Source organism: Amphibacillus sp. Q70, from assembly GCF_052055485.1.
Taxonomy (GTDB): Bacteria; Bacillota; Bacilli; order Bacillales; family Amphibacillaceae; genus Amphibacillus.
The window spans coordinates 2,052,592-2,079,478 of sequence record NZ_CP197171.1; the positions used below are offsets into that span (position 1 = coordinate 2,052,592).

25 protein-coding genes are annotated in these 26,887 nt (G+C 36.9%); 22 read left to right on the forward strand and 3 right to left on the reverse strand.

Features of this window, described 5'->3' with window-relative positions; all coding sequences use genetic code 11:
• The first annotated feature begins 58 nt into the window (after nt 1-58).
• The 18 genes from ACS127_RS08995 to ACS127_RS09080 all read left to right on the forward strand — a co-directional run bounded on the left by ACS127_RS08995 (nt 59) and on the right by ACS127_RS09080 (nt 18,669).
• Entirely contained in the window at nt 59-1,978 is a 1,920-nt protein-coding gene (locus ACS127_RS08995; protein WP_440894704.1) for a BglG family transcription antiterminator, read from the forward strand.
• A 477-nt stretch (nt 1,979-2,455) separates the two neighbouring features.
• Nucleotides 2,456-2,761 carry a PTS sugar transporter subunit IIB gene (locus ACS127_RS09000; protein ID WP_440894705.1) on the forward strand — a complete coding sequence of 102 codons (306 nt, stop codon included), beginning with the start codon at nt 2,456-2,458 and terminating at the stop codon, nt 2,759-2,761.
• A gap of 17 nt (nt 2,762-2,778) precedes the next feature.
• A complete protein-coding gene (celB, locus tag ACS127_RS09005) occupies nt 2,779-4,062 on the forward strand; it encodes a PTS cellobiose transporter subunit IIC (protein WP_440894706.1) in 1,284 nt (427 codons plus the stop codon).
• Between the two features lie 15 nt (nt 4,063-4,077).
• Nucleotides 4,078-4,836: a carbohydrate deacetylase gene (locus ACS127_RS09010; RefSeq protein WP_440894707.1), complete on the forward strand. Its 759-nt coding sequence runs from the start codon at nt 4,078-4,080 to the stop codon at nt 4,834-4,836.
• The gene (locus ACS127_RS09015) at nt 4,826-5,173 is read left to right on the forward strand and encodes a PTS lactose/cellobiose transporter subunit IIA (protein WP_440894708.1); all 348 of its coding nucleotides are present in this window, start codon (nt 4,826-4,828) and stop codon (nt 5,171-5,173) included. The genes ACS127_RS09010 and ACS127_RS09015 overlap by 11 nt, the downstream gene beginning before the upstream one ends.
• Nucleotides 5,174-6,696: 1,523 nt before the next feature.
• The gene (locus ACS127_RS09020; RefSeq protein ID WP_440894709.1) at nt 6,697-7,683 is read left to right on the forward strand and encodes a LacI family DNA-binding transcriptional regulator; all 987 of its coding nucleotides are present in this window, start codon (nt 6,697-6,699) and stop codon (nt 7,681-7,683) included.
• Nucleotides 7,676-8,551 carry a ribokinase gene (locus ACS127_RS09025; RefSeq protein WP_440894710.1) on the forward strand — a complete coding sequence of 292 codons (876 nt, stop codon included), beginning with the start codon at nt 7,676-7,678 and terminating at the stop codon, nt 8,549-8,551. Before ACS127_RS09020 ends, ACS127_RS09025 begins: the two co-directional genes overlap by 8 nt.
• A complete protein-coding gene (gene rbsD, locus ACS127_RS09030; protein ID WP_440894711.1) occupies nt 8,548-8,937 on the forward strand; it encodes a D-ribose pyranase in 390 nt (129 codons plus the stop codon). The genes ACS127_RS09025 and rbsD overlap by 4 nt, the downstream gene beginning before the upstream one ends.
• A gap of 15 nt (nt 8,938-8,952) precedes the next feature.
• Nucleotides 8,953-10,452, forward strand: a complete 1,500-nt coding sequence (locus tag ACS127_RS09035) for a sugar ABC transporter ATP-binding protein (protein WP_440894712.1) — start codon at nt 8,953-8,955, stop codon at nt 10,450-10,452.
• Nucleotides 10,439-11,377 (forward strand): ABC transporter permease subunit, encoded by a 939-nt coding sequence (locus ACS127_RS09040; RefSeq protein WP_440894713.1) that lies wholly within the window; start codon nt 10,439-10,441, stop codon nt 11,375-11,377. The genes ACS127_RS09035 and ACS127_RS09040 overlap by 14 nt, the downstream gene beginning before the upstream one ends.
• Before the next feature lie 14 nt (nt 11,378-11,391).
• Nucleotides 11,392-12,324: a D-ribose ABC transporter substrate-binding protein gene (locus ACS127_RS09045; RefSeq protein WP_440894714.1), complete on the forward strand. Its 933-nt coding sequence runs from the start codon at nt 11,392-11,394 to the stop codon at nt 12,322-12,324.
• Between the two features lie 198 nt (nt 12,325-12,522).
• Nucleotides 12,523-13,965, forward strand: a complete 1,443-nt coding sequence (gene nagE / locus ACS127_RS09050) for an N-acetylglucosamine-specific PTS transporter subunit IIBC (RefSeq protein ID WP_440894715.1) — start codon at nt 12,523-12,525, stop codon at nt 13,963-13,965.
• A 60-nt stretch (nt 13,966-14,025) separates the two neighbouring features.
• Nucleotides 14,026-14,946, forward strand: a complete 921-nt coding sequence (locus tag ACS127_RS09055; protein ID WP_440894716.1) for a DUF7916 family protein — start codon at nt 14,026-14,028, stop codon at nt 14,944-14,946.
• Nucleotides 14,943-15,575: a copper homeostasis protein CutC gene (locus ACS127_RS09060; RefSeq protein ID WP_440894717.1), complete on the forward strand. Its 633-nt coding sequence runs from the start codon at nt 14,943-14,945 to the stop codon at nt 15,573-15,575. Before ACS127_RS09055 ends, ACS127_RS09060 begins: the two co-directional genes overlap by 4 nt.
• A gap of 354 nt (nt 15,576-15,929) precedes the next feature.
• On the forward strand, nt 15,930-16,361 hold the full coding sequence (locus tag ACS127_RS09065) for a PTS sugar transporter subunit IIA (protein ID WP_440894718.1): 432 nt from the start codon (nt 15,930-15,932) through the stop codon (nt 16,359-16,361).
• Nucleotides 16,362-16,380: 19 nt separating this feature from the next.
• Nucleotides 16,381-16,662 carry a PTS sugar transporter subunit IIB gene (locus ACS127_RS09070; RefSeq protein ID WP_440894719.1) on the forward strand — a complete coding sequence of 94 codons (282 nt, stop codon included), beginning with the start codon at nt 16,381-16,383 and terminating at the stop codon, nt 16,660-16,662.
• 5 nt (nt 16,663-16,667) lie between these two features.
• Nucleotides 16,668-17,930: a PTS ascorbate transporter subunit IIC gene (locus ACS127_RS09075; RefSeq protein WP_440894720.1), complete on the forward strand. Its 1,263-nt coding sequence runs from the start codon at nt 16,668-16,670 to the stop codon at nt 17,928-17,930.
• Nucleotide 17,931: 1 nt separating this feature from the next.
• Nucleotides 17,932-18,669 (forward strand): sugar isomerase domain-containing protein, encoded by a 738-nt coding sequence (locus ACS127_RS09080; RefSeq protein ID WP_440894721.1) that lies wholly within the window; start codon nt 17,932-17,934, stop codon nt 18,667-18,669.
• A gap of 104 nt (nt 18,670-18,773) precedes the next feature.
• Here the strand turns inward: ACS127_RS09080 and ACS127_RS09085 are convergent, their stop codons facing one another.
• Nucleotides 18,774-19,496 (reverse strand): GntR family transcriptional regulator, encoded by a 723-nt coding sequence (locus ACS127_RS09085; protein WP_440894722.1) that lies wholly within the window; start codon nt 19,494-19,496, stop codon nt 18,774-18,776.
• Between the two features lie 369 nt (nt 19,497-19,865).
• Between ACS127_RS09085 and ACS127_RS09090 the strand changes: the two genes are divergently transcribed.
• Both ACS127_RS09090 and ACS127_RS09095 read left to right on the forward strand, forming a co-directional pair.
• On the forward strand, nt 19,866-20,222 hold the full coding sequence (locus ACS127_RS09090) for a CidA/LrgA family protein (protein ID WP_440894723.1): 357 nt from the start codon (nt 19,866-19,868) through the stop codon (nt 20,220-20,222).
• The gene (locus tag ACS127_RS09095) at nt 20,219-20,911 is read left to right on the forward strand and encodes an LrgB family protein (protein WP_440894724.1); all 693 of its coding nucleotides are present in this window, start codon (nt 20,219-20,221) and stop codon (nt 20,909-20,911) included. The genes ACS127_RS09090 and ACS127_RS09095 overlap by 4 nt, the downstream gene beginning before the upstream one ends.
• A 77-nt stretch (nt 20,912-20,988) precedes the next feature.
• On the opposite strand, the gene ACS127_RS09100 is transcribed toward ACS127_RS09095, so the two are convergent.
• Complete coding sequence (locus ACS127_RS09100) at nt 20,989-22,092, reverse strand: hypothetical protein (protein WP_440894725.1); 1,104 nt, start codon at nt 22,090-22,092, stop codon at nt 20,989-20,991.
• A 433-nt stretch (nt 22,093-22,525) separates the two neighbouring features.
• On the opposite strand from ACS127_RS09100, the gene ACS127_RS09105 reads away from it, so the two are divergent.
• Nucleotides 22,526-23,128: a DUF3889 domain-containing protein gene (locus tag ACS127_RS09105; RefSeq protein WP_440894726.1), complete on the forward strand. Its 603-nt coding sequence runs from the start codon at nt 22,526-22,528 to the stop codon at nt 23,126-23,128.
• 523 nt (nt 23,129-23,651) lie between these two features.
• Nucleotides 23,652-24,617, forward strand: coding sequence for a 6-phosphofructokinase (gene pfkA / locus ACS127_RS09110; RefSeq protein WP_440894727.1), 966 nt, complete (start codon nt 23,652-23,654; stop codon nt 24,615-24,617).
• Between the two features lie 446 nt (nt 24,618-25,063).
• Here the strand turns inward: pfkA and ACS127_RS09115 are convergent, their stop codons facing one another.
• Nucleotides 25,064-26,845, reverse strand: coding sequence for a methyl-accepting chemotaxis protein (locus tag ACS127_RS09115; RefSeq protein WP_440894728.1), 1,782 nt, complete (start codon nt 26,843-26,845; stop codon nt 25,064-25,066).
• Nucleotides 26,846-26,887 lie beyond the last annotated feature (42 nt).

Genomic DNA, 26,887 nt, shown 5'->3' on the forward strand with positions numbered 1-26,887 from the left:
ATAAAAGAGTGATATTTCTGGAGAATAGTAGATATGTATATCGAGGTGAAGAGTAACAATGACAGGTCGGGAATATGCAATTATTCAATTATTAAACAATGTGAATGGCGCCCCGTTAACTAGTGCTCAACTATCAGCTGAACTTAATGTGAGTCCAAAAACTATTCGGAATGATATTAAGGCAATAAATTTAAAATTAAAACCCTATGCTATTCAAATTCAATCGATCCGTGGAAAAGGGTTCTTTTTAGAGCCCCATAATAAAGAAGGATTAAGAAAGTATTTTCTTGAAGATACAGAAAAAAAACACCCTATCATTCCAACTACCTCAAAGGAACGGGTGAATTTTTTATTAGAAAAATTATTATTTAATTCAGATTATATTAAAATTGAGGATTTGCATACTGAAGTATTTGTTAGTCGTTCGACTCTGCAAATTGATTTAAAATCTGTGCGGCAAATTTTGAAAAAATATAATTTGTTTATTGAGCATAAGCCCCATTATGGAATAAAAATCGTTGGTAAAGAAACATCAATCAGATTCTGTATTTCAGAGTATATTTTTAATCAAAAACCGCTACCTTTAGAAAAACAACAATTAAATATACTGCCCTCGTCTGACTTAAAGATCATTCGTGATTCTATTTTAAAAAACCTTCGAAAATACAAAATCATTATTTCAGATATTAGTTTGCATAATCTATTAACTCATATTGCTATTGCTTACAAAAGAATTAGTGAAGATGCCCATGTTCACCTTGAGAAAAATGATTTCTATCAAATTAAAGATGAAAAAGAATATAGGGTAGCAAAAGAAATTTTATTTGAAATCAAAGAAAAACTTGGCGTTGATTTTCCGCAAAATGAAATAGTTTATCTATCGATTCATTTAAAAGGGACAACATTAGTGTCTTCCATTCGTGATAATAACGATATGCATCGTTTTATTGATTCGGAAGTCTATCTGTTGGCTAAAGAAATGGTTCAAAGGATTGACAACCATTATGGTATGAAACTTGCTGGGGATAAAGAGCTTCTTATGAATTTGAGTCTTCATTTAAAACCGGCTATTAACAGATATCGTTATCAGATGAATATCCGAAATCCTATGTTAGAAGATATTAAATTAAATTTTCCTTTATCTTTTGCAGCGGCAACGACGGGTGCTGAGGTTATATATGATCAGTTTAACTTTAGAGTAAATGAAGATGAAGTTGGTTATATTGCCCTTCATTTGGAGACGGCACAAGAAAAATCAAAAAATACTTCTATCAAACGAAAAAGATGTTTAATTGTCTGTGCATCAGGTTTAGGTAGTGCACAGCTGTTGTTACACAAAGTTGAAAATGAATTTCGAGATCGGGTTAATGTGATTGGAACGACTGAATATTATAATTTAGCCAACTACTCATTAGAAGATATTGACTTTATTATAAGTACAGTTCCAATTGAGCGATCACTGAGTATTCCAGTGATCTATGTTAGCACCATTCTTGGTCATAGTGATATTTCTGTCATTGAAAAAATACTTGATCATCAGACTGCCAATTTAGAAAAATATATTTTTCGTGAATATACATTCTTAAATCGTGATTTTGAAACACCTGAAGCGGTTATACAATTTTTGACCAATCAACTGATTATAAATAACCAAGCTGATGCAGGCTATACACAATCAGTATTAGAAAGAGAAAGACAAGCACCTACAAGTTTTGGAAATCTTGTTGCTTTGCCACATCCCATGCAGGCTGGTACTACAGCAACCATTCTGTCTATTTTGACACTAAATAAGCCGATTGAGTGGGGAGGTAAACAGGTTCAATTAGTTATCCTTCTTAATGTAGATAAATCAAAAAAAGAAGACTTGAGTTCTTTGTTTCATTTATTAGTTCAATTAGTTGATAACAAACATGTCGTGTTTGAATTATTATCATGTCATACTTATGACCAATTTAGAGAGAAAATAAGGATAAGCTAAATATTCTACAGATAAAAAGCATCGGGGGATGCTTTTTTTGTGTTACTTTTTACCGTTGGGTAAGGTAAAAGATTAACTTAAATTAATTATGTTTTCATTATAAACTAAAGATAAGAAGCAGATGAGAAATTTGAAGATAGCTTTGATTCTTCATAGAACTCGGGACGATTAGAAGATCTCATTAATTATTAGTATGTCAAGAATATTATAGAAGTTAAGCTGATAGATACAGCCAAAGGTAAGGAAGGTTTATATAAGTGTACGTAAACAAGATAATAGAATTTAAAGTGGCGAACTGTTGGGTGTGTAATGTCCTGAATTGAGTTGGGCAGTTAGCCATGAAATGGAATCATAACTCTATATTGTTTAATCATGGTGGGGTTGGATAAGAAACATCAAGTTAATAAGGTGTTCTTCCCCTTACCACGTTTTCATAAATAAATGTTTAATTAAATATATTGAGAGGGGAGGTGGGGCATGATGAAAATTACACTGCTTTGTGCATTAGGAATGAGTACAAGTTTGCTAGTTGAAAGAATGAAAAAGGTGGCGGAAAATCGTGAAATAGAAGCAACTATTGAAGCCTATTCAGCTGATGAAATTGATAAGCAACTCAAGGATTCTGATGTTATTCTGTTAGGCCCGCAAATTCGATATAAAAAAAATCAATTATTCAAAAAAGCTAAAAATGCAGGTGTACCCATAGATATTATCGATATGAAAGCTTACGGGGCTACCGATGGTAAGAAAGTACTTGATCAGGCATTAGACATAATTAAATAAAAGAGGAGGAGTTAGTTATGGATCGTTTTAATGCTTTTATGGAACGCTACTTTATGCCTATAGCAGGAAAATTGGCTGAACAACGCCATTTGAAAGCGATTAGAGACGGTATCATTGCGACAATGCCCTTATTAATTATTGGAAGTATTTTTTTAATCATTTCATCTCCACCTGTAGAATCATGGGCAGAATTCATGTCACCCTATGCAGCTGCACTCAGTATGCCCGTAGATGCTACTTTTGGTTTGCTGGGTCTTGTCGCTGTCTTTTCGATAGCGTACAGCCTTGCTAAAAGTTATGAAATGGATGAGTTATCAGCAGGTGTAATTAGCTTAGCTACATTTTTTGTTGCCACACCTCTTACTGAAAATGGAAACATTCCGTTAAACTTAATGGGAAGTGAAGGGCTGTTCATCGCTATTATTTTGGCTATTTTTTCAGTAGAAGTTTTTCGCTTTTTCGAAGAAAGAAATATCGTTATTCGAATGCCAGCTGGAGTTCCACCATCTGTTTGGCGTGCCTTTACAGCTTTAATTCCTGGTGCTGTCATTGTTTTTATCGTTTGGGGAATAGGTCTCTTATTAGAAAATACCTTTGGGTTATCATTACATGATATTATTGGAGCTGTTTTACGCCAGCCATTAGAAGCAATGGGTTCAAGTCTGTGGGGAGCTATTATAGCAATTATTCTAATCCATTTGTTATGGTCTTTCGGTATTCATGGTATTTCTGTTGTAGCCAGTATTATGGCACCCATATGGTATAGTCTTACCGAACAAAACGTTGCTGCACAGCAAGCGGGTGAAGAATTACCCCATATTATCGGTCAGCCTTTTATGGCTATTTGGTGGGCTGTTGGCGGTTGTGGTATGGTAGTGTCTTTAACTATATTATTTGTTTGGCGGGCAAAATCTAAACATTTAAAAAGCCTAGGTCGAGGTTCTATTTGGGCAGGTTTTTTCAATATTAGTGAACCCACACTTTTTGGGGCTCCGATTGTGATGAACCCATTATTAGTTGTTCCTTTTATACTTGCCCCGCTGGCAGTGGGCATAATCACTTACTTTTCGATGTCAATTGGCTTGGTAGGCAAGCCATATGTGATGGTACCATGGACCACGCCGCCTCCGTTTTCTGGTATACTGACAACTGGAGATTGGCGTGGCGGTGTATTAATGATTGTCAATATAATTGTTGGGATGATCATTTACTATCCGTTTTTTAGACTATATGATAAAAAACTACTTGAAGAAGAACAAGAAGAAAAAGTTGAATTGGAATCTGCTGCGACTGAAGCATAATGAGGAGCTTAGATCATGAAAAAACACAACAGAAAAGTGATAATAAATGCTGACGACTTTGGCTTGACACCAGGCGTAACCTGTGGAATTCTATATGCCCACCAAAAGGGTGTGGTTTCAAGTACAACTGCAATGGTTAATACTCCGTTTGCGAAACAAAGTTTGGATGAGGCAAAAAAATATCCGAAATTGGGAATCGGATTGCATTGGGTACTTGATGCAGGACAACCGGTTTTTTCGAATCGGAGTAGTTTAACTGATAATTTGGGTAATTTTCTAAAAGGTGAATTGTTAATGAAGTCAGCTAAAAAACAAGATTTAAAAAATGAACTGGAAGCACAGCTTGAGCTAATAAATGAATGGTATGGTTCTATCACTCATATTGATAGCCACCATCATTTGCATCTTCACAACCCATCTGCAATGGAGGTAGTCTTGGAAGTAGCAGCTCGCGATCAGATTCCAATAAGAACCTACTCTCAAATGGAAGTCAAAGAGAAAGTGGTTAGTGCGGATTTTTTCTATGATCATTTTTATAATGAGGAAAATGTTTCTAAAGAGAATTTCCTTAATATATTGTCTAACTTAAAGTCTGGTATTACTGAAATCATGTGTCATCCTGCGTTTTTGGATCTTTGGTTAAAGGATATAAGCAGCTATACTGATACAAGGATGAAAGAGTTAGAGATATTAACGGCTAAAGAAATTAAGGATTTGATAATGGAGCAAGCCATTGAAATCATCCATTACGGAGGGGTGGCAAATGAGGATTGAGAATTTATCAATGGACATTATTTTGTATGCTGGCAATGCCAAAAATCATTTGCACGAGGCTTTAGTGCTTGCTAGAAATTTTAAATTTGATCAATGTGAAGAAAATATAAAACGAGCATCAGAAGAACTTCTCGAAGCGCATAAATTACAAACCCGTTTTATCCAACAAGAGACTAAGGGAGAAATCCCACAGCTATCCGTCTTATTGGTTCACGCACAAGATCATCTAATGACTGTAATGTCAGAAAAGAGCCTTATCGAAGAAATGGTTGAGATGTATCGAAGCCAAAAGGAATTAGCTAAAAAGGTAGATGATTTAACTTGTTTAGTTGAATGAAGACATAGGATATTAGACGAAGAAAAGAATCTTGTATTTTCAAAAGTTCCCTCAGCTATAAAAATAGTTGTGATCAATGTCGTCGTATTTCTTCAATCAAAGGAACAATCAAATATTTTGCTGAAAAAACTTAGAAATCATGAGCATTGCTTTAAATAAACCGCAGGGTAATATTAAAAATCCATGCGGTTTATTTTATTTACTCAACTTTCTCACACTAAAATTAGTCATTCACCCTTGATAGTGTTCGTGAGACCCGTCACTCAATAGATATATTGACTTTACTTAGACACGGAGGGCTGGGTTCGATGTTCTTACATATATAGAAAATATGTCGTTTCGAAAAGCAATGGCTTCGCTTTTCACGGAGATTGAGGCCTACAGGACGTAGGGTATGCAGGCGTTGGGACTGGGTGGGACTCAGAATAAGAAAAACACTTATTCTTGCGGTGTTAATGCTCCGTAGCCTTCCTTAGTGCGGGTTACTCGTCCCACCGAAACCATTTGTTCCCACTGGAGTCACCACCTGCCGTTCCCATCCCTTGATGGGCGCTCTTTATAATGAATAATAGATTGATTATTCTGATAAAAAAGAGTCAACAAAAAGGAAAGCGCTGAACTTGACTGTATTTCGCCGAACTTGATTGTATTTTCGCTAACTTGACTGTATTTCGCCGAACTTGACTGCAAATCGGCGAACTTGATTGTATTTTCGCTAACTTGATTGCAAATCGCTGAACTTGATTTATAGGTTCAGTCAAGATGCCTTAAGGGTAGAACGATGATTAAGTAGAAGCGTTGACTTTTCAGATTTTCGCCTTTAGGATAAAACTTTCATTATAGTGTGCATTCAAAGAGAGGATGAAAAGCATTGGACATAAAAATAGCGTTGATAAAAGAAGTAAGGACCTATACGGAAAATAAATTCCAATATATTGAAAAAATCAAAAAACCAAAAAGAAAGTGATCACCTACAGTTATCAAAAAAGAGCCAATCCATCAATTATCACTGTTTGGATTGCCATGGAGAAGGAAAAATACCTTATGATGTCGGGCAGGATTTTGACCGGATGAATGGGATCCTGTTTATCCGTCACAGCTTCAGTGTGACTATTGCAGAGAAGAAATGTATCCAGAATACTATAAAGGCATTCATGGACAGGAATCCCAATTATCAGGTGTGCTCTAATTTAGATAGAAAGAAAAGGATTGAGCGGAGTTTTCCCGGTTTTTCTTACATTGTTAATGCTCCGTAGTCTTCCTTAGTACGGTTACTCGCCCCACCGAAGACATGTGTGGTTACTCATTCCACGATAAACATTTGCCCATAGGAAAGTGGAACATCTTTCTGTTGTGGTTGTGCTCCTCTTAGTTAGAGCCAATCACTTGATTTTATCTTCATTTTTTTATACAACGCCACTGAAAGGCAGAACAACGTTTAACGATTTTTTGAAAAGAAGTTGACAATTATAATCACCTATAGTATATTATCTGTAACCGGTTACAGATTAAGAGGTGAGTCAATGGCAACAATCAAAGATGTTGCAAAGTATGCGGATGTATCAGTTGCGACAGTATCAAGATATTTAAATAAAAAGGGATATTTGAGTAAAGAAGCAGAAAAAGCTGTAGCTGGTGCTATCAAAGCATTAAATTATAAACCGAACTCCGTTGCGCGATCACTCTATCATAAGAATTCTAAAATGATTGGTTTAATCATTCCAGATATATCAAATCCATTCTTTCCAGAGTTAGCAAGAGCTGTTGAGGATGTAGCATTAACTTATGGTTACACAGTTGTGACTTGTAACACGGATGACGATGTGGAAAAAGAGAAACGTTATATAGAGGCATTAAAACAAAAGTATGTTGATGGATTAATCTTGGCAACTAATGAATTAACAGCTGATGATTATAAAAGTTATCAATTACCTCTTGTGATGTTAGACCGTTCAATTGGTGACGAGATCCCAAGTGTCCGCTCAGATAACTATAAAGGGGCAAAACAAGCAACTCAGTTATTAATTAATCGAGGAAGTCAATTTATTGCGCACATTAGAGGGCCGAAACGAGTGCAAACGGCAGAAGATCGTTATTATGGATTTAAACAAGCAGTTGAGGAAAATAATATGGCTCATATTGTTATTGAATCAGGTTTTGATCTTGAATCTGCTAAACAAATAATGCAAAAGACTTTAAGTGAATATCCAATGATAGATGGTATTTTTGCCAGTAGTGATGTGATGGCTGCCGGAGCAATGAAAGCAGCCAAGTCATTATCGTTAAATATTCCGAATGATATTCAGTTAATTGGATTTGATGGGATACCATTAGGTGAAATGTTAATCCCTTCATTATCGACCGTTGCTCAACCTATCTATAAAATGGGTGCATTATCAGCCCGATTATTAATTAAGCAAATAGAAAAACAGCTGGTTGAACGCTATCACTATAATTTAGAAACAACTCTATTAGAACGTGAAACATTGAGGAGTGAACAAAATGAATAAACCTAAAATTACTGTTATTGGCAGTATTAACTTGGACATGGTGACATCTACTGATCATGTCCCTGTCCAAGGCGAAACATTGATGGGACAGAACTTTGAAATGATCCCTGGTGGTAAAGGGGCTAATCAAGCTGTAGCTGCTGCTCGATTGGGGGCAGATGTGAATATGATTGGTCGAGTCGGTGATGATCTATTTGGTCAACTGTTATTAGATAATTTAGTGAAAAATGGTGTTAATAACGATGGTGTGAAACCCGTTACAGATTGTCATTCTGGTATAGCAACTATTATTGTTTCCGATCATGATAATCGCATTATTGTGACTCCAGGTGCAAATGAATGGGTAACACCACAATATGTGGAACGTTTTTTACCGATGCTTCTTCAAAGCGATTATGTTATTTTACAACTAGAAATTCCATTAGAAACAATCGAATATGTAACCGGTTACTGTTATGAAAATGAGATTAAGGTCATTTTGAATCCAGCTCCTATTCAGCCTTTACCAGAAGTCATTCAAGAACAGGTCACCTATTTAACGCCAAATGAATCAGAAGTGAAAGGTGTGCAGGCATCACCTGATCAATTGATCGTTACTTTAGGTAAAGAAGGCGTGAAATACTATGATGAAGGTAAAGCTCAGATTGTAAAGGGTTATCGGGTGGAAGCAGTTGATACCACTGGGGCTGGTGACACGTTTAATGGAGCGCTAGCTGTTGGGCTGGCCCAAGGTTGGTCAATTAAACAAGCGATACAATTTGCTAATGCTGCTGGCGCTCTTTCTGTTCAGACATTTGGTGCACAGGATGGAATGCCGACATTAGAAGAAGTCAAACGATTTTTGCAAGTAAGGGAGCGGTTTGAGTGAAAAAGCATGGTGTATTAAATAGAGAATTATCAATAGTGTTAAGTCAGCTGGGGCATACGGATAAAGTTCTGGTTGCAGACTGCGGGTTACCTATACCTATAGGCATGACCTGTATTGATCTGACCATTCGACAAGGTGATCCAAGTTTTATGAAAGTAGTCGAATTATTAAATGATGAAATGGAAGTTGAACAAATCACACTTGCTGAAGAGGTGAAAGAACAAAATCCAATGATTCATCAAGAAGTGGAACAGCTTTATGATTCAATTGATTATGTTTCACATGAGCAGTTGAAAGAGATAAGCCAAGAAGTAAAAGCAATTATCAGGACTGGTGAAAATACACCATATGCCAATGTTATTTTACATGCTGGTGTAATCTTCTAAGAGAGGGTGAGGACCATGATTATTACTATGAAAGGGATTGACAAAAGCTTTAGTACGAATCAAGTGCTAAAAGGGGTTGATTTTTCTATTGAAAAAGGTGAAATGCACGCTCTGATGGGTGAAAACGGTGCAGGTAAATCAACATTGATGAAAATTCTAGCAGGAATTTATCAGCGAGATGCTGGGACGATTGAAGTGAAGGGGAAAGCAGTTGAATATGAACACCCGAGTGAAGCTGAAGCAGACGGAATTGCGGTGATTCATCAAGAGTTAAATATATTACCAGAATTGACCGTTGCAGAAAACCTCTTCCTCGGTAAAGAATTAACGAAAAATAGATTAGGCTGGCTCAATAACAAAGAGATGAATCGAGCTGCCAAAGAAAGTTTGAAAGAATTAGGGCTTGACTTGGATCCTGCCCTTTTAGCTAAGGACCTCTCCGTTGGGAAACAACAACTGATTGAAATAGCAAAAGCCTTAATGACTAATGCTGAAGTGATTATTATGGATGAACCGACAGCCGCTTTAACAGATCGAGAGATTGATACATTATTTGAAGTCATTAATCGCTTAAAACGAAAAGACGTATCATTTATCTATATTTCCCACAGAATGGAAGAGATCTTCGCCATCTGTGATCGAATTACTGTTTTACGTGATGGTCATTCAATTGGAACAAAAAAAATTGAGGAAACAAATTTTGATGAAATTGTCAGTATGATGGTTGGTCGTCAATTAGGAGATCGCTTCCCTAGCTCGGGTACTGAAATAGGTGAAGTCAAACTAACTGTATCCAGTCTCACTCGTGAAGGTGAGTTTTCTGATGTGTCATTTGATGTGAAAGCTGGAGAAATATTAGGTATATCAGGGTTAATGGGAGCAGGTCGATCTGAATTAGTCGAAACCATTTTTGGCTATCGACGTCAAGATAAAGGCTCTATTTATTTAAACGGTGAGAAATTGACGATTAAGCACCCCCAAGATGCGATTGAAAAAGGACTTGGCTTTATTTCAGAAGATCGAAAGTCAAAAGGATTAGTTGTTGATTTTTCTGTTGGTGATAACTTGAATTTGGCCAATTTAAAAGCGCTATCACGATACGGTTGGATGTTAAAGCAAGATGAACAGGCTTTTTATCAAACAATGGTTGAGCGTTTAAATATTCGTGTATCTGATCGGTCTCAATCAGCGAAATCTCTGAGTGGCGGTAATCAACAAAAGGTAGTTATTGCTAAATGGATTGGGATTGGACCTAATTTATTAATTTTAGATGAGCCAACTCGCGGTGTTGATGTTGGATCGAAAAAGGAAATTTATAAGATTATGCAAGACTTAGCAGGGCATGGTGTAGCGATTATTATGGTGTCATCTGAATTGCCAGAAATTATCGGGATGAGTGATCGAGTCGCTGTGATGTGTGAAGGTGAATTAATGAAAATATTAGATAAAGATGAATTGACAGAGGAAAATATTATGCACTATGCAACGGGAGGGGAGAAACATGTTCGCAAATAAACGATTAGGTTCCATATTAGCTAAATTAGGACCATTACTTGGCTTGTTATTAATCGTTATTGTTATTTCATTTATCAATCCTGGTTTTTTAACAGCGGGAAACTTATTTAATGTCTTAAGACAAGTTTCTATTAATGGATTAATTGCTTTTGGGATGACGTTTGTTATTTTAACTGGTGGAATTGATTTGTCAGTTGGATCAACTTTGGCATTATCAAGTGCTGTATCGGCAATGATGATGGCAAATGGATTAGATCCTATGTTAGCTGTTTTAGCAGGGTTAATTGCTGGAGCTTTGTTGGGGGCATTTAATGGACTCGTCATCGCGAAGGGTAAAGTGGCTCCTTTCATTGCAACGTTAGCAACGATGACCATTTTTAGAGGAATAACGTTAGTCCTTCTAGATGGACGTCCAATCTCAGGAATGAATGATAGTGGATTTTTTGTCATGATGGGTAAGGGATATTTATTTGGGATCCCAATTCCAGCTATCTTGATGCTCGTAACTTTTCTTATTTTGTTTATCATTTTAAAGCAAACAACAGTAGGGCGACGAATTTATGCTGTCGGTGGTAATGAAGAAGCAGCAACATTGTCAGGAATCAAAGCTGATCGAATTAAGATTTTTGTTTATAGTTTAACGGGTATGCTATCTGCTTTTGCTGGCATCATTTTAACTTCTCGATTAAGTTCAGCTCAGCCTACTGCTGGTGATTCTTATGAGTTAGATGCCATTGCAGCGGTAGTATTAGGTGGAACGAGCTTAACAGGTGGTAAAGGGAAGATTGCCGGTACATTAATTGGTGCACTGATTATCGGTGTGTTAAATAATGGTTTAAACTTGATTGGTGTAAGTTCATTTTTCCAACAAGTTGTTAAAGGTAGTGTCATTCTATTAGCGGTCTTAGTTGATCGTAAAAAATAAAAGGAGTGAGTTAAATGAAAAAAAGATTAATGATGTTAATGGTAGTAGGTGTTTTAATTTTGATGGCGGCATGTTCAATGGAACCGCCAGTTGATGAAGAAGATACTGCTGGAGATGAGACAGGTGATGAGGGAAGTACTGATGATTTAGTGATTGGCTTTTCAATTTCAACGCTAAATAACCCTTTTTTCGTAACACTAGCCGATGGATCTGAAGAAAAAGCAGATGAGCTTGGAATCGAGTTGCGTACCATTGACGCTCAAGATGATGTCTCAAAACAAATCAGTGATGTAGAAGATTTAATCCAACAAAATGTCGATATTATTATGATCAACCCAACTGATTCATCTTCTGTTGGAACAGCAGTGGAGTCAGCTAATGAAGCAGGTATTCCTGTTATCACGGTTGATCGTGAATCTGAAACTGGTGATGTTGCTGTTCACGTGGCATCAGATAATACAGCAGGTGGTGAATTAGCTGGCGAGTTAATGGTTGAATTAGTAGGTGAAGGAGCTGCTGTTGCAGAATTAGAAGGTATTCCAGGATCTTCAGCTGCACGTGAGCGTGGTGAGGGATTCAATAATGTTGCGGAATCACAATTAGAAATTGTTGCTTCACAAACAGCTAATTTTAACCGTTCAGAGGGCTTAACCGTTATGGAAAATATATTGAGAAGTCATTCAGACATTGAAGGTGTTTTTGCTCATAATGATGAAATGGCTTTAGGGGCATTAGAAGCTGCTGAAGCTGAAGGGCATGACCTGATCATCATTGGATTTGATGCAACAGATGATGCCGTGGAAGCCGTTGAGGATGGCCGATTAAATGGTACGATTGCCCAGCAACCGATCTTAATTGGTGAAGAAGCCGTAGAAGCTGCACTTAAACTAGCAAATGGGGAAGACGTAGATTCGTTTATTCCAGTAGAATTACAAGTGATTCAATAAAGTAATTTTCAATAATCTCTCTTCGATCTTTTGGATTGAGGAGAGATTATTTCTATCAAGTTATAGTTCTTCTATCATCAATCGAAATATTTATTTTTTTAAATGATATATTAAATTTATTACAATTGGACTAGACAACTATAATTATAGTTTGGTAATATATAGATGAATACAAAAATGAATGGAGGGGTTTTAACGATGATGAAATACTTACAGAGATTAGGTCGTTCATTAATGTTACCTGTTGCCGTCTTACCAGCAGCAGCCATTCTAATGGGTGTTGGTTACTGGATTGATCCAAGCGGCTGGGGAGAAGCCAACGCGATTGCAGCCTTTTTAATTAGTGCAGGTTCAGCTATTATTGATAACATTCCTATTTTATTCGCCGTGGGTGTTGCGCTTGGTATGGCAAAGGAAAGAGATGGTTCAGCAGCATTAGCGGGTCTAGTCGGTTTTTTAATTATTACTTCACTGCTATCGACAGATACAGTGGCGATGCTCCAGGGGATTGAAGCAGATGCTGTTTCACCAGGTTTTGAGGAAATTGAAAATGCCTTCATCGGTATAATCTCTGGGTTAATCGCAGCATCAATGTATGATCGATTTAGTCGAGTTAAGCTGCCGGATGCTTTAGCCTTTTTCAGTGGCAAACGATCCGTGCCAATAATGACAGCGGTTTCATCTGTGGTTGCTGCAATTGTATTATATTTTATTTGGCCGTTTATCTTTGATGGACTCGTTAATTTTGGTGAAGCGATTAGTAATTTAGGTGCGGTTGGTGCTGGTTTATATGGATTCTTTAACCGGCTACTGATTCCAACTGGCCTACACCATGCCCTGAATCAAGTGTTTTGGTTTGATATGGTTGGTATAAATGATATCGGCAATTTTTGGGATGGAAATGGAATTCAAGGTGTAACAGGAATGTATCAGGCTGGCTTCTTCCCAGTTATGATGTTTGGTTTGCCAGCTGCATGTTTAGCCATGTTCCATACTGCGAAGTCTAAAAAGAAAAAGGAAGTTGCTGCTTTAATGTTTGCTGCAGCTTTTGCTGCATTCTTTACCGGTGTAACTGAACCGATTGAATTCTCATTTATGTTTGTGGCTCCACTATTGTATGGAGTACATGCGGTATTAGCAGGTATATCGTTGATGATTTCTGCCTTTTTTGGTTGGACAGCAGGTTTCACCTTTAGTGCCGGATTTGTTGACTTTTTCTTAAGCTCACGTCTTCCTTTAGCTAATATGCCGTACATGTTAATTGTTCAAGGGTTGATCTTTGCGATCGTCTATTATGTTCTATTTAGATTCTTAATTGTTAAGTTTAATCTTAAAACACCAGGTCGAGAAGATGAAGAAGACGAAACAGAAGCATTTACTGGTGATGCGGATGAAAAATATGCCTATATGGCAGAAGAAATCTATGCCGGCTTAGGCGGCGATGATAACGTATTGTCAGTTGATAACTGTGTCACACGTCTTCGGTTAGAAGTGAAGGACATGGATCAAGTTGATCAACAAAGAATTAAACGAACCGGTGTCCCAGGCATTAATGTGATTAATGATCATAATATCCAAGTGGTTGTTGGGACGCAGGTTGAATCAGTTGCGAATGAAGTTCACAGAATTAGGAAAAAATAAGCTGAACCAACAACAGTAAATTGATATTTACTGTTGTTGGTCTTATTGAGAGGTGTTACCGTGAAGCGTTTATTGAATTGCCATCGATCAGATTTTGAAAAAATGACAGCTAAAGATTTGTTAGCTGCTATTGATGCAAGTGAAGGACGAGTTGTGCTTAGTGAAACAGTTGCTAGTGCCCCACCGTTATATCCAGGTGTATCTAATCAGGAAATTGTCGCTCGATTTGGAGCAGATCTTATTTTACTAAATGTACTTGATCTTGATAATCCAAAAGTTGTTGCTTTAGATTTAGAATATGAAGAGCAATCCGTTGTTGAACGAATTAAACAATTAACCGGCCGTCCAGTTGGTGTTAATTTAGAACCTGTTGATCTCGATGCCATTCCAGCAGAGACATTGGAGCAGTTGCCAACAGGTCGGATCGCAACTGAAGAGAGTTTAGCGAAAGTTCGAACGCTTGGTCTTGATTTTGTTTGTTTAACAGGCAATCCAGCAACAGGAGTTACTAATGAGAAGCTTATTGAGGCTATTAAACGAGCCAAACAACAATTAGGATCTGCTGCATTTATTATTGCAGGTAAGATGCACGGCGCTGGGGTCAAGGGTGAGGCTGGTGCTGAAATTATTAATCAAGCAACGATTGATCAGTTTATTGACAGTGGCGCAAATGTGGTTCTTTTGCCTTCACCGGGCACTGTCCCAGGAATTACAGTAGAGAGAGCTCATCAATGGGTCAAACATATTCATCAAAGAGGTGCACTTGCCATGCTTGCAATTGGCACAAGTCAAGAAGGGGCAAGCACCCAGACGATAGAACAAATTGCTTTGCAAAATAAAATGATTGGGGCCGATATTCATCATATTGGTGATGCTGGGATGACTGGATTAGCTATTCCCGAAAATATTACGGCCTATTCGATAGCAATTCGTGGCAAACGGCATACGTACATTCGAATGAGCAGCTCAAGTCATCGATGAAATTAGAGTTTTGTGCCGAAAACTGTACAAAGTTAGCTTGGGCAATTAAACGAGGGATTCATCGCGTGGAGTTATGTGATAATTTAGCTGTTGGAGGTACGACACCAAGCATTGGAGTAATCCGACAGGCTCAAGCAATCTGTGAAAGCAATCAAGTGGAATTGGCAGTGATGATTCGCCCTAGGGGTGGGGATTTTTGTTATTCACAAGATGAGCTATCAATTATGCGCTTCGATATTGAGCAGGCCATTGATCAAGGGATTAAGCAGATTGTATTAGGCTGTTTAACACCAGATTTTCGAATTGACTTGTCAGCTTGCAATTTTTTGTTGGCTGGGCTAGAGGAAATTGATATTACATTTCACATGGCTTTCGATCGGATTGATCCGAATTATAAATTCCAATCATTAGATCAGTTAATTGAATTAGGTGTGAAGCGGGTTTTAATGCATGGAATAAATAAGGACTGGTCAGTTCTTGATAATGCTGTTGAAATCAATCGTTATATCAGCTATTTAGCTGGTCGAATGGAAGTGATGGTTGGAGGTGGAATAACGCCAGGAAATGTGGCTTATATTGCTCAAGCTGTTGAAACATCAATTTTTCATGGGACTAAGATTGTTGAATAATGATTGATTATAAAACGAAACTTCACTCAGTGGGAGTTGGGCCTACAGGATGTAGGTCATGCATATGGTTCCGGTGGGGCGAGTAACCGCAGTCCCAAGTCCTTTCGATGGGGTGAGTAACCGCAACCCCAGATGTTGCCCCGAGTTTTACGGACGGTTATCTGTGATAAAAGAGTTCAATCAAAAGAGGTGTGATATTAATCATGAAGTGATCGATACCACACTTCTTTTTTTGCGAAGAGACAAGGAAATCTATTGGTATAGCTAAAAAGAAGTTTAACAGTTACCACATGTGGTATAGACAACTATATATCATTCTATTATTTGAGGATAAAAAAGAAGGGAGGACAGTTTATGCTTAAAGAACTTTTACCATATGATAGGTGCCAATCCATTGCTCAAGTTGATTCATGGGAAGAAGCCATTCGCGTTGCAAGTGAGCCTTTATTACGAGATGAATCTATTGAATTGGAGTATGTCGAACAAATGATTGAAAGCGTGAATAAACATGGTCCCTATATTATTTTGATGGATTACTTTGCTTTACCTCATGCTAGAGCAGGAGTAGAAGTAAATGAGCTTAGCATGTCTTTATTAAAATTAGAAAACCCGATTGATTTAAAAGGAAATCAAGTGAAGGTTTTCCTTGTTTTGGCTGCAATAGATAATGAAAGTCACTTAAAAGCTTTGGCAGAGGTGTCTGAAAAATTAGCTGATCAGAAAAATTATGATCAATTTATTTGGGGCAGTTTAGAAGATGCCTATTCTATGTTAATAGATGAATAGATGAAGGAGTGAATATTAAATGAAATTCTTAGCTGTTTGTGGTTTTGGGGTTGGATCTTCGATGGTGCTAAAGATGTCAATTGAAAAAGTATGTCAAGCAAAAGGTTTAGAGTGTGAGGTTGAAAACATGGATATAAGTTCAGCCAAAGGTACAGATGCTGATGCTGTGTTTACGTCATTTGAGCTTGGTGAGGAGTTAGAAGAAAGTGTGAACTGCCCTGTTTTACCAATCAAACGTTATATGGATAAGGAAGAAGTGGGAAAGGCAATTGATAAACTCTTAGAGTCTGGAGGGGAATAACTACCATGACGTTCATAACTGAAAATATACTTCGTAACCCGCCTATTTTATTAGGGTTAATTGCTATGATCGGATTACTTGTTCAACGGAAGAATATCGCAGATGTTGTCAAAGGCTCATTGATGGCTGCATTTGGTATGATTATCTTAGATGCTGGTGTTGACTTAATTGTTTCCACTATTTCACCGATTAATGAAGCCTTTCAAGAAGTCGTTGCAGGAGATGTTGCAGTTGGTGAAGCATTGAATGATGCGACATTTACCGCATCACATGGTGGGAATGTCGGTCTGGCCATGTTTCTAGGATTAGTTATTCATCTACTAATTGCTAGATTTACTAAAGTAAAAACGATTTTTCTAACCGGGCATATGCTATGGTGGTTTCCATTTATTTTTGTTGCTGCCGGTGTTGAAGGTGGGATGGACGGTGTTTCAGTCATTTTATTTGGTGGAATTTTATCGGCTCTTTATTGGTCTTTCATGCCTTGGCTGATGCGGAAATATGTTTGGGCAGTTACTGAAGACGAATCCTTTTTAATCGGTCATCCAACCGGTGTGTTAAGTCTTATTTCTGGTTTTATTGCTAAACGAGTGGGTAATAAAAATAATTCAACGGAAGATATTAATGTTCCAAAAAAGTTATCATTCTTTAGAGAAATATCTGTAACGGGGGCTATCGTCATTCTACTGATGTACATTGTTGTTTGGTTTATTGAGCCATCAGTTATTGGCGAAGAAGAGAATATCATTTTCTCAAGTATTAACCAAGGCTTTACCTTTGGAGCGGGATTATTAATTATGTTATATGGTGTTAGAATGTTGATTAATCAGATCATTCCAGCTTTCCAAGGCATATCTGAGAAATTAATTCCAGGTGCAGTTCCAGCTTTAGATGTTCCAATTATTTTCAATTATAAACCGAACGCTGTTATTATTGGCTTTATTGCTGCTATGATTACTTCAACCATCATGATCATCATTGCTAATGCCTTTAATATCTTCGGTATTATCTTAATCCCATTAGTTGTGACTTCATTCTTTGAATGTGGTGGTGCAGCTGTGATTGGCGAAGGCCAAGGGGGACAGAGAGGTGCAATCATTGGTACCGCAGTTGCTTCGATTGTCATGGTTGGACTTATGGGCATCTCAGCTATGGTATACAGTTCAACGATTCAAAATTGGATGCTTGTATTTGGTGGAAATGACTTTTCCTTATTTGGTCCAATTGCAAACTGGATTGCAGAATTATTAACGGGGGTGTTTGGTTAATATGTTTAAATATTTTGATGAGATTTGTTCACGATTAAAAATTGTAGAAGAAGCAGAGCAAGAAAATATTATTTCAGCTACTCAAGCTATAACTGAAGCGATTCTTGCCAAACAGTCTATCTTTGCTTTTGGTGCGAGTCATGCAGGGATATTAACACAGGAACTATTTTATCGTGCTGGAGGGTTAATGAATATAAATCCAATATTCGGTAATGAAGTTTCACCTGATGTCGAACCGATTAGCCGAACAAGTGAAATGGAGAGATTAGTCGGTTATGGGACAATACTTGCAAATAAAACCCCTTTTGCCAATGGTGATTTGTTAATTCTTCATTCCGTTTCTGGTCGAAATCCAGTCACAATCGAATTGGCAATGACAGCAAAGAAAAAAGGAGTCAAAATTATAGGCATTACAAATTTAACCTATTCAAAAAAAGTTGATTCAAGGCATCCGGATGGTCATAATATGTACTATTATTGTGATATCGTCATCGATAATCATGGTGATGTTGGAGATGCCATGATTGAGATTGAGGGAATAGATCAAAAAGTTGCTCCAAGTTCTACGGTTATTGGAGCAACAATTCTGAACACGATCGTTTCTGAAGTGGTTAAAAGTTTGGTTGAAGCTGGGGTAGAGAGACCGCCAATTTTTCATAGTGCGAACCTAGATGACGGAGATCAATTAAATAAAACTTTACTCGAACAATACAAGGATACCATCCATTATAAATATTAGAAATTAAGCAGAGAAGCTATTGCACAATGCAGTATAAATTGTGCAATAGCCTTTTTCTAAGCTTAGATATATACATCATCCATTTGGTAATAGCTTCTTTAATCCTAACGATTCATCGTTAAATAGAACTTGTATTTATCAGCTCTATACGAGCTTTTAACAAACTCTATCGGAGTTTGGTTTATAAGATAGGAAGTTCGATACATCAATAAAATGGGATCATTTTTTTTAATTTTTAAATATTTAATTTCATCTTTATTGGCTGTAGATGCCTCAATTGATTGGTGACCATGATGAATTTTTAATTGTCGGTTTTCTTCCAGAAAAGTATAAAATGATTGATTAAAATCAGTTTCATCCATATCACCCACAAGATTTTTGGGTGTATAGATAGTTTCAAGGGCAATCGGTTCTTCATCTGCTAATCGCAAACGTTTAATTTGGTAAACACACGCTCCAGCATTAATTGCTAAGGCTTCTGCAATTTTAACTGAACAAGCCATTTGATCGATACTAATGAGTTTGCTGGAAGGGTTAAGCTCACGATTACGCATATCTTCGCTAAAACTAGTTAATTTAGTTAAATCTTGTTCAATTTTTTGTTCTGCAATAAATGTCCCTCGCCCTTTTTGGCGATATAATAAGCCTTCTGTAACCATATTATTAATTGCCTGTCTAACTGTCATTCGACTGATTCCATAAGTTTCGGCATATTCTCGTTCAGATGGGATTGCCTCACCAGGCATGAGTTCTTCTGATTGAATTTTTTTCTTGATCATTTCTTCGAGTTGATAATAAATTGGAATAGGTGATTGTTTATCGATCATAGTCAAGTCCCTCATTTATATTTATATAATTCTCAAGTTATCAGTTAACTATAAATACTTGCTTAATTAGTAAAAAACTTTCCAAAGTTAATCTTAAGTTTATTTTAACAAAAACACTGTAAAAAGTATAGAAAATAAAGCTAGACCACTAGACATCCTTTGTTCGACAATAATATAGCTATTTCCCGGGAAATAGCTTAGCTCCTAAAAGGCTGACCTGATTAAGAATTTTAAATTTCATTCTAATATATTCTTTCAAAAGATGAATCAATATGCCAAGAACTGACCAGCTATAGTATTTTAATTAAATCAAGTGTATCATAGATTAGAGATAAAATTGATTTTTGGATGAAATTTGAGGGATGTATAATGAGGAAAATAATAATTATACTTTTACAAGTTGCACTTATTCATGTTTTTTTATTAATCGCTATGGGGATCAAGGAATTATTACCGATTCCATTGCCAACAACAATCATTGGACTCTTGTTATTATTCTTTGCTTTATATTTTAAATTGATAAAATTAGAGTGGGTTGAGCAAGGGGGGCGTTGGTTAATGGCTGAATTATTATTGTTTTTTGTTCCGTCAACTGTGGGGATTGTTAATTATCAAGAATTGGTAAGTATGCAGGGGATTTGGCTCATGCTGATCATATTCTTGAGCACAGTTATTGTACTTGGGACGACAGGAGCTATTGTGCAGCGTTTTGGTGTGAGTAAATGATTGACATTATATTAATTACTCTCTTGACAATTGGCTTATATCGCTTAGTTAAAGCACTCGAAAGATCGTTTCCCATTTTACTTTTTCAACCACTAATTCTGACACCTATTTTAATTATCTTGACTCTTTCATTATTAGATATATCAGTGGAACAATATGAGCAAGGAGCAAAGCTTTTAACACATATGCTTGGTCCAGCAACGATCGCATTTGCTATTCCTGTTTATAAGCATTTTGATACGGTAAAAAAATACCTTGGCTTGATACTTGTCAGCACTTTTATTGGTTCATTTGTTGCTATTTTTTCAACTTTTTTACTTGGAGTGATATTTAGACTCGAGGATCATTTAGTGGTTAGCTTATTACCACGATCGATCACGACACCGCTTGCCATTGAAGTGTCTACGGAAATTGGCGCTGTACCAGCGTTAACCGTTATATTTGTTATTATAACCGGAGTACTGGGTGGCTTATTTGCACCAAAGATTTTTCGTCTTTTACAAATTGAGACCTCAATGGCAAGAGGATTAGCGCTAGGAATGGCTGCACATGCAGTTGGAACCAATCGGGCATTAACATATGGTGAAGAAGCGGCCACTTATTCTACCTTGGCTATGATTTTTGCTGGGATTATAACAACTAGCTTAGGCTTAACACTCTTGCCTTGGTTGTACAGTTTAATATCATAAACAGCGACTTTGATAGACTATAGAGCCACTTTCACATGTTGCTGACCATGATTATGATTAGTTAGTTACAGGCTGGGTTACTGTTCATTTGAAAGTTTTACCACAGCTTCTACCTTCTCTGAAAGCTGATCAATTTGTTTATTAAAAGCGCTTGGATCTAGGTTGTGGTGATATATAGCGTCGATCCCATGACTAGCTTCAAGTGCTTTTGCGAGAAGGGCTGTTCCATGCTGAATAAAATACTTATATTGGATCGTTAAACGAGAAATCTCGTCGTGATATTTTTCATCTGTTCCTGAGGCGATGGTTGTTTGATATAAATCAATAAGTTGATCACCATGGCGACTGGGTTCATATTCATGTGGGGCAGTACTGTCAAATACTGCTATTCCTAACTCACGAATAATCACCATATCGAGACTATCTGGATCAAAACCACAATGATAAATCTCAACTGAATAGTGTCTTTTTTCTGCTTCAGTTACTATTTTCCGCAATAAGGTTGATTTGCCTGATCCTGCTCGCCCTTTGATTAAATAACGCTTTTCTAACTGTTCTGTTAGTTGATCAACATAGTCGACCACTCCACCAGCTGTTGATGCACCCAAAAAACGTTTGCGAGTAATGGCTTCTCCTTTTTGGCTGGTTTTATTTTTAAATATTTCATCGATTAATTGCTTTGTAATGAGGTCAGCTTTTTTAAAATCCATCGCCTTAATAAATATTTTTTCAAGCTGATCATGGATCTCAAGTCCAGTTGCGAATGCTTGATGAGCTTCATGAATGTGATGCTCTTTTTCAAGTTGAACTTTTAAAACTTCCTCTCGACTGGACTGAAGTTTCTCTTGATCAAGGACTGAACTGAAATCAATCAGGTGTTCAACCACACCTAAGGCTTTCATCGAATAAGACAGGTGTTGAGTTCGATCAATAATAGCACAGCTTAATCGTCGATTAATGACCCCGGTCATGTTCGTTTTATCGATACTATTTAAAATTAACTCTATTTTTTCACCACGCGCACGCCACTTTTCAAAAAAAGTTCGAATACATTCTGAGCGTTCTTGTACAGTCGCTCCTTCAATAAAGAAAATATGATTAAGCCCAATTAAGTTTGTTGCTAGTAAATCACGGTATCCAGCAGATGTATGGGCGCCAGAAAAATAAATTAGTTGTTCCACACGAAATCCCTCCTTAATTTCACACCATATTAAGTATATGCAAACACTAGATGAATCATGCCAAGATATAAGGAGATTGTTTGTTGCTTGTATATGTTAATTGAAAAATGAACCATTTTAACAGATATTAAAGTTTTTTGTTAAGGGGAGGGGAACATAGGAGATTAATTTTGAATTAAAACGGGCGGTTATTGAATTATATATTAAAGTTTAACGGGTCGATATTTTGAGTAGTCTTTATAATATTAGAGGTAGCACTTTATTTTATTCTCAGAAAAAAGTATTTAATAAAAGAATAATTCAGTGAACGACGAAGCGACTAACTGCTGCTTCGTCGTTTCTTTTTATGATCAGTTATGAATCGGAATTTTAACAGTCACACCATTTGCCTATCCTCACATATAATAAGAAAGAGTAATTTATTTACAGGAGGATGATATTTGTGTATTCCTATGGACCATATAACTATCCAATAAACGCAGGATATGCTTATGATGGACGTCAAAATATGGTGAGTGGGCAAGCGACGTGGACAGATGGTGGTCAAACTACGCAATGTAATATACCTTGGTCACATAATCAATATATGACAGTGGCAGTGAGTAATCAGTCATCCTATCAATGTGGGCAGCTAATCAAGGTAGTAAATCCACAGAATGGAAGAGAAGTCCTGGTAACCGTAGTGGATGTAGTGCCGAATGCACCTATTAATAGGCTGAATTTACATCGAAGAGCATTTGAAGCTTTAGGAGCTAATCTTGGGATGGGTATATTATCTATTCAATTTGAGGTGTCTCCAGACTTAGAACAAGAAAGGTGGGGGAAATACCTGTTAGAGGTGACACAAGTCGCCTATCCTAATTTTCAAGTAACAGATTATGAGTTAGCTGAGAAAACTCAGCCAGCCCCTAATCAAATAAAAGAAGTATATGATTTTATTTTGCAAAATCATACAGAACAAATCAAAGTTCAAGGTACCGTTATTTATAACCCTGAGCTGGATAGATTGATTTCCTTCAATATTCAAGAACTATAAAAAGGGGAAAAAGACTGTTTCACAATTGATCATTAGATTTTTGAAACAGTCTTTCATTTCTTAATCTTAGAATACAGACATAATGAAGATCAATAAAAGACCGTTCAAAAGGTTTCTTGATTATTGCAGATGTTTCACCAATGACACATGAATGCTTTGGTGATCGAGAACTAGGTAATTACTGACACCATTTTGAGACTCGGCATAAGAAATATACTTATTCATATGCTGTGATTACTCATTCCACTGAAAAGACTTGATAAACACAGTCCCAAAATCAGTGGTCAATCAGGAAGGTAATCTAAAATTGCCATGCTCTGGAACTAGGATGCGATGACTCGTCCCACCGAAAGGATTTGTGCATCAAAAACCTCTTGCTGATTGAAATTCCGTCTTATCCACTGAAGTGCTTTTCATTGAACTGTTGAACATGCACATATATATGTCAACTTGTAGAATATATGATATACTTAGATGAATTAAGAAATTTAATTTACTTATTGAGTTTTAGAAATTTAGGAAGGTGATCAGCTTGAAAAAAATAGCCATATTAACATCTGGAGGAGACTCTCAAGGAATGAATAGTGCAGTTCGTGCGGTAGCAAGAACTGGCTTGGCTAATGGTTTTGAAATATTTGGTATCAGAAAAGGATATAAGGGATTAATTAATAATGATTTTATTAAATTAGGTTCCAAAGAAGTGAGTGATATTCTTTATCGCGGAGGAACATTCCTTCAGTCTGCTCGTTCAGCAGAGTTTGAAACTCCAGAGGGACAAGCACAAGCTGTAGAGAATTTAAAAGCTAAAGGGATTGATTATCTCGTTGTTATTGGTGGTGACGGGAGTTACAGAGGTGCCCAAGCTCTTGAACGCCATGGGATAAAAAGTTTTGGACTTCCTGGAACCATTGATAATGATATTCCATTGACTGATTATACAATTGGTTTTGATACGACATTAAATGTTGTGACCGATGCAGTTGGAAACTTGCGTGACACGATGAGTAGTCACGAACGTGTTAGTGTGATTGAAGCGATGGGACGGAATTGTGGTGATATCGCTTTACAGGCTGGAATCGCAAGTGGTGTTGATGCCATTTTGATTCCTGAAATTGAGCCTGATATAAAACAAACAGCAGCAAACATTAAAGAAAGGTTTGAGCGTGGCAAATCACACAGTATTGTCATTGTTGCTGAAGGTGCTGGTAAGGCTGAAGATGTTGCTAAACAAATTAAAGAATTGACTGGATTAGATACACGCCCTACTGTTCTTGGTCATATCCAAAGAGGAGGTACACCAAGTGCTTTTGACCGCGTCTACTCAAGCCGTTTAGGACATAAAGTCATTGAATTAATACAACAAGGTGTAACGGGAGTAGGACTGGGTATGGAAAATAATAAAATCACCTATCACAGCTTTGAAGAAATTTTCAATGCGAAAACGGAAATTAATGAACAGCTTTATCATATTTTTGAAGACCTAGTTTAAGGTAATTAGATTACCATCGTTCACTTTAAAACAATAAATGACGATGAGTACATCAATTAAAAGAAGTCCAAATGCCATTTTGAAGCAGGTCATATACTGCAAAATACTAATTATAAGTGTAAAAGCAAAGCCGGCTCTTAACTGAGGTAATCGGCTTTGCTTTTTTGATTCAATTAGATAGGATGAGTTTTCACAGATAACCATTCGTAAAAACTCTCATTAATTGAAGTCTCGTTTTATCACAGATAACCGTCCGTAAAACTCCCGCCTCAAAATAGAAGAAAGAAGTAATTTTATTTAGGCGGGAGATAACGGACGCTAATGTCCTGAATCACTCAACTAAACATTCAGTGGGAGAAGAGCGAAAACTCCCACTGATTGAAGTTTCGTTTTATAGATGGTTATATAAGTAAAAATATATTTGATTTAAAATCTACGCATCAAGATTAGATTTTAAATTGACTCATATTGCTTTCAAGCTGGTTAGCTAAATTAGAGAGCTCATCAGCACTTCGTGCGACTTCTTCCATTGAACTATTCGTTTCTTCAGTTGAAGCTGCCGTTTCTTCGACAGCTGCTGCCGATTCTTCTGAAACAGAAGCAATTTCATCAATGGCGTTGCTCATTTGAGTTGTTTCACTCGTGATGGCAGTTAAATCGGTAACGATAGCTTGAACATTGTTGACCATTTCAGTAATGCCAAGATTGATTTGCTCAAAGGCTTGTCCGGTATGTTCAATTTGTTTGGTTCCTTCATTTACTTCTTGATAACCATTTTCTAAGGAATGAGCAACTTCGCTTGACTCAGATTGAATCTCTGTGATGATTTTTGAAATACCCGTGATTGAATCAGTTACTTGCTCGGCTAGTTTTCGTACTTCATCTGCCACAACAGCGAAACCCTTTCCTTCTTCGCCAGCTCTGGCAGCCTCGATGGCGGCGTTAAGTGCAAGTAAATTTGTCTGCTCTGCAATCTCTTTAATGACCGTGACAATGTTATCGATTTCTCGAGATTTTTGATCCAGACTTTGAATTTTTGTAAAGGAATCAGCAACGATTTGGTAAATCTGCTTCATCTGTTCAGTTGATTGCTCAATTTGTTCGGTTCCATTATTACTTAAACTTAATACGTTTTTTGAACCTTCAGCGATAGTTGCTGAATTTTCCCTCGCATGTTTAACATTTTCATTATATTTTTCCATCGTCATGGCTAACTCAGAAGCACTATTGGCTTGTGTTTCACTGCCTGATGATAGTTCTTCCATTGTAGCAGCGATTTGTTCACTCCCTTCTTTCACTTGATTAGATGTTTGAGATAAGGTATCGCTTTGTATGGTCACTTGGTTTGTCACGGTTTTCACTTGTTCAATCATTGAAGCCAGATTATTTTTCATCTGATTGACAGAGGCAGCTAAATCACGAAACTCATCATTACCGCGTGTTTGCACATCAGCACTTGAAAGGTCTCCATTGGCAACACGATCCATCTCATCGTGAATAGTTCTTAAATTATAAAGTAATTTTCTTACAAAAATAATGATCAGTACTAATCCAAGTATAGTCGCAGCTGAATTAAGAAAGACATTTTTGATAAAAATATCAGATCGAATCATTTTCGTTAAGTAGGTCATATCAAAATCTAATCCAACCACACCAATTATTTCACCGTTAGCATCGGTGATACTTTTGGCTGTTGTTATGACAGAGCCTCCAGACCCTGTATCAATATATGGATCAGTCCAAATCACTTGGTTAGGTGATTGATAAGCCTCAACATACCAGTCTGATTCTCGGGGATCATAGCCAGATAAGTCGACCTCACCTTGTGGATTAACATAAAACGCACCATCTGCTGTCCCGATAAATAGATTAAGGATATATTCATCTTCTTGAACGATTGTTTCGAGGAATTCTTCATAATGTGCGGTCAGTCCCGCTTCATTTGCACTGGGTCGCAGTGAAATATCAAAGGTGCTGTCTGTATCAACATCAATTGTTGAGTATTGTGATTGTTCAGACTCGCTAAGTTCCATCAATCTTTGTTCATACTCACTAAATGTCTCCTGATATTTTTTTCCTTGTGCCTCAATGGCTGTTTTTTCAATCGTTGCTTGTTCAATAATAGCTGTATTTTGGAATAAAATATATCCGATCACACCAGAAGGTACAACGAGCAGAATAACCATGTAGAATGGTAACAAATATTTTATTCTTCTAAGCTTTTTCATTTAATCATCCCTTTTTTATAATCATTATTATTTATATTTTCG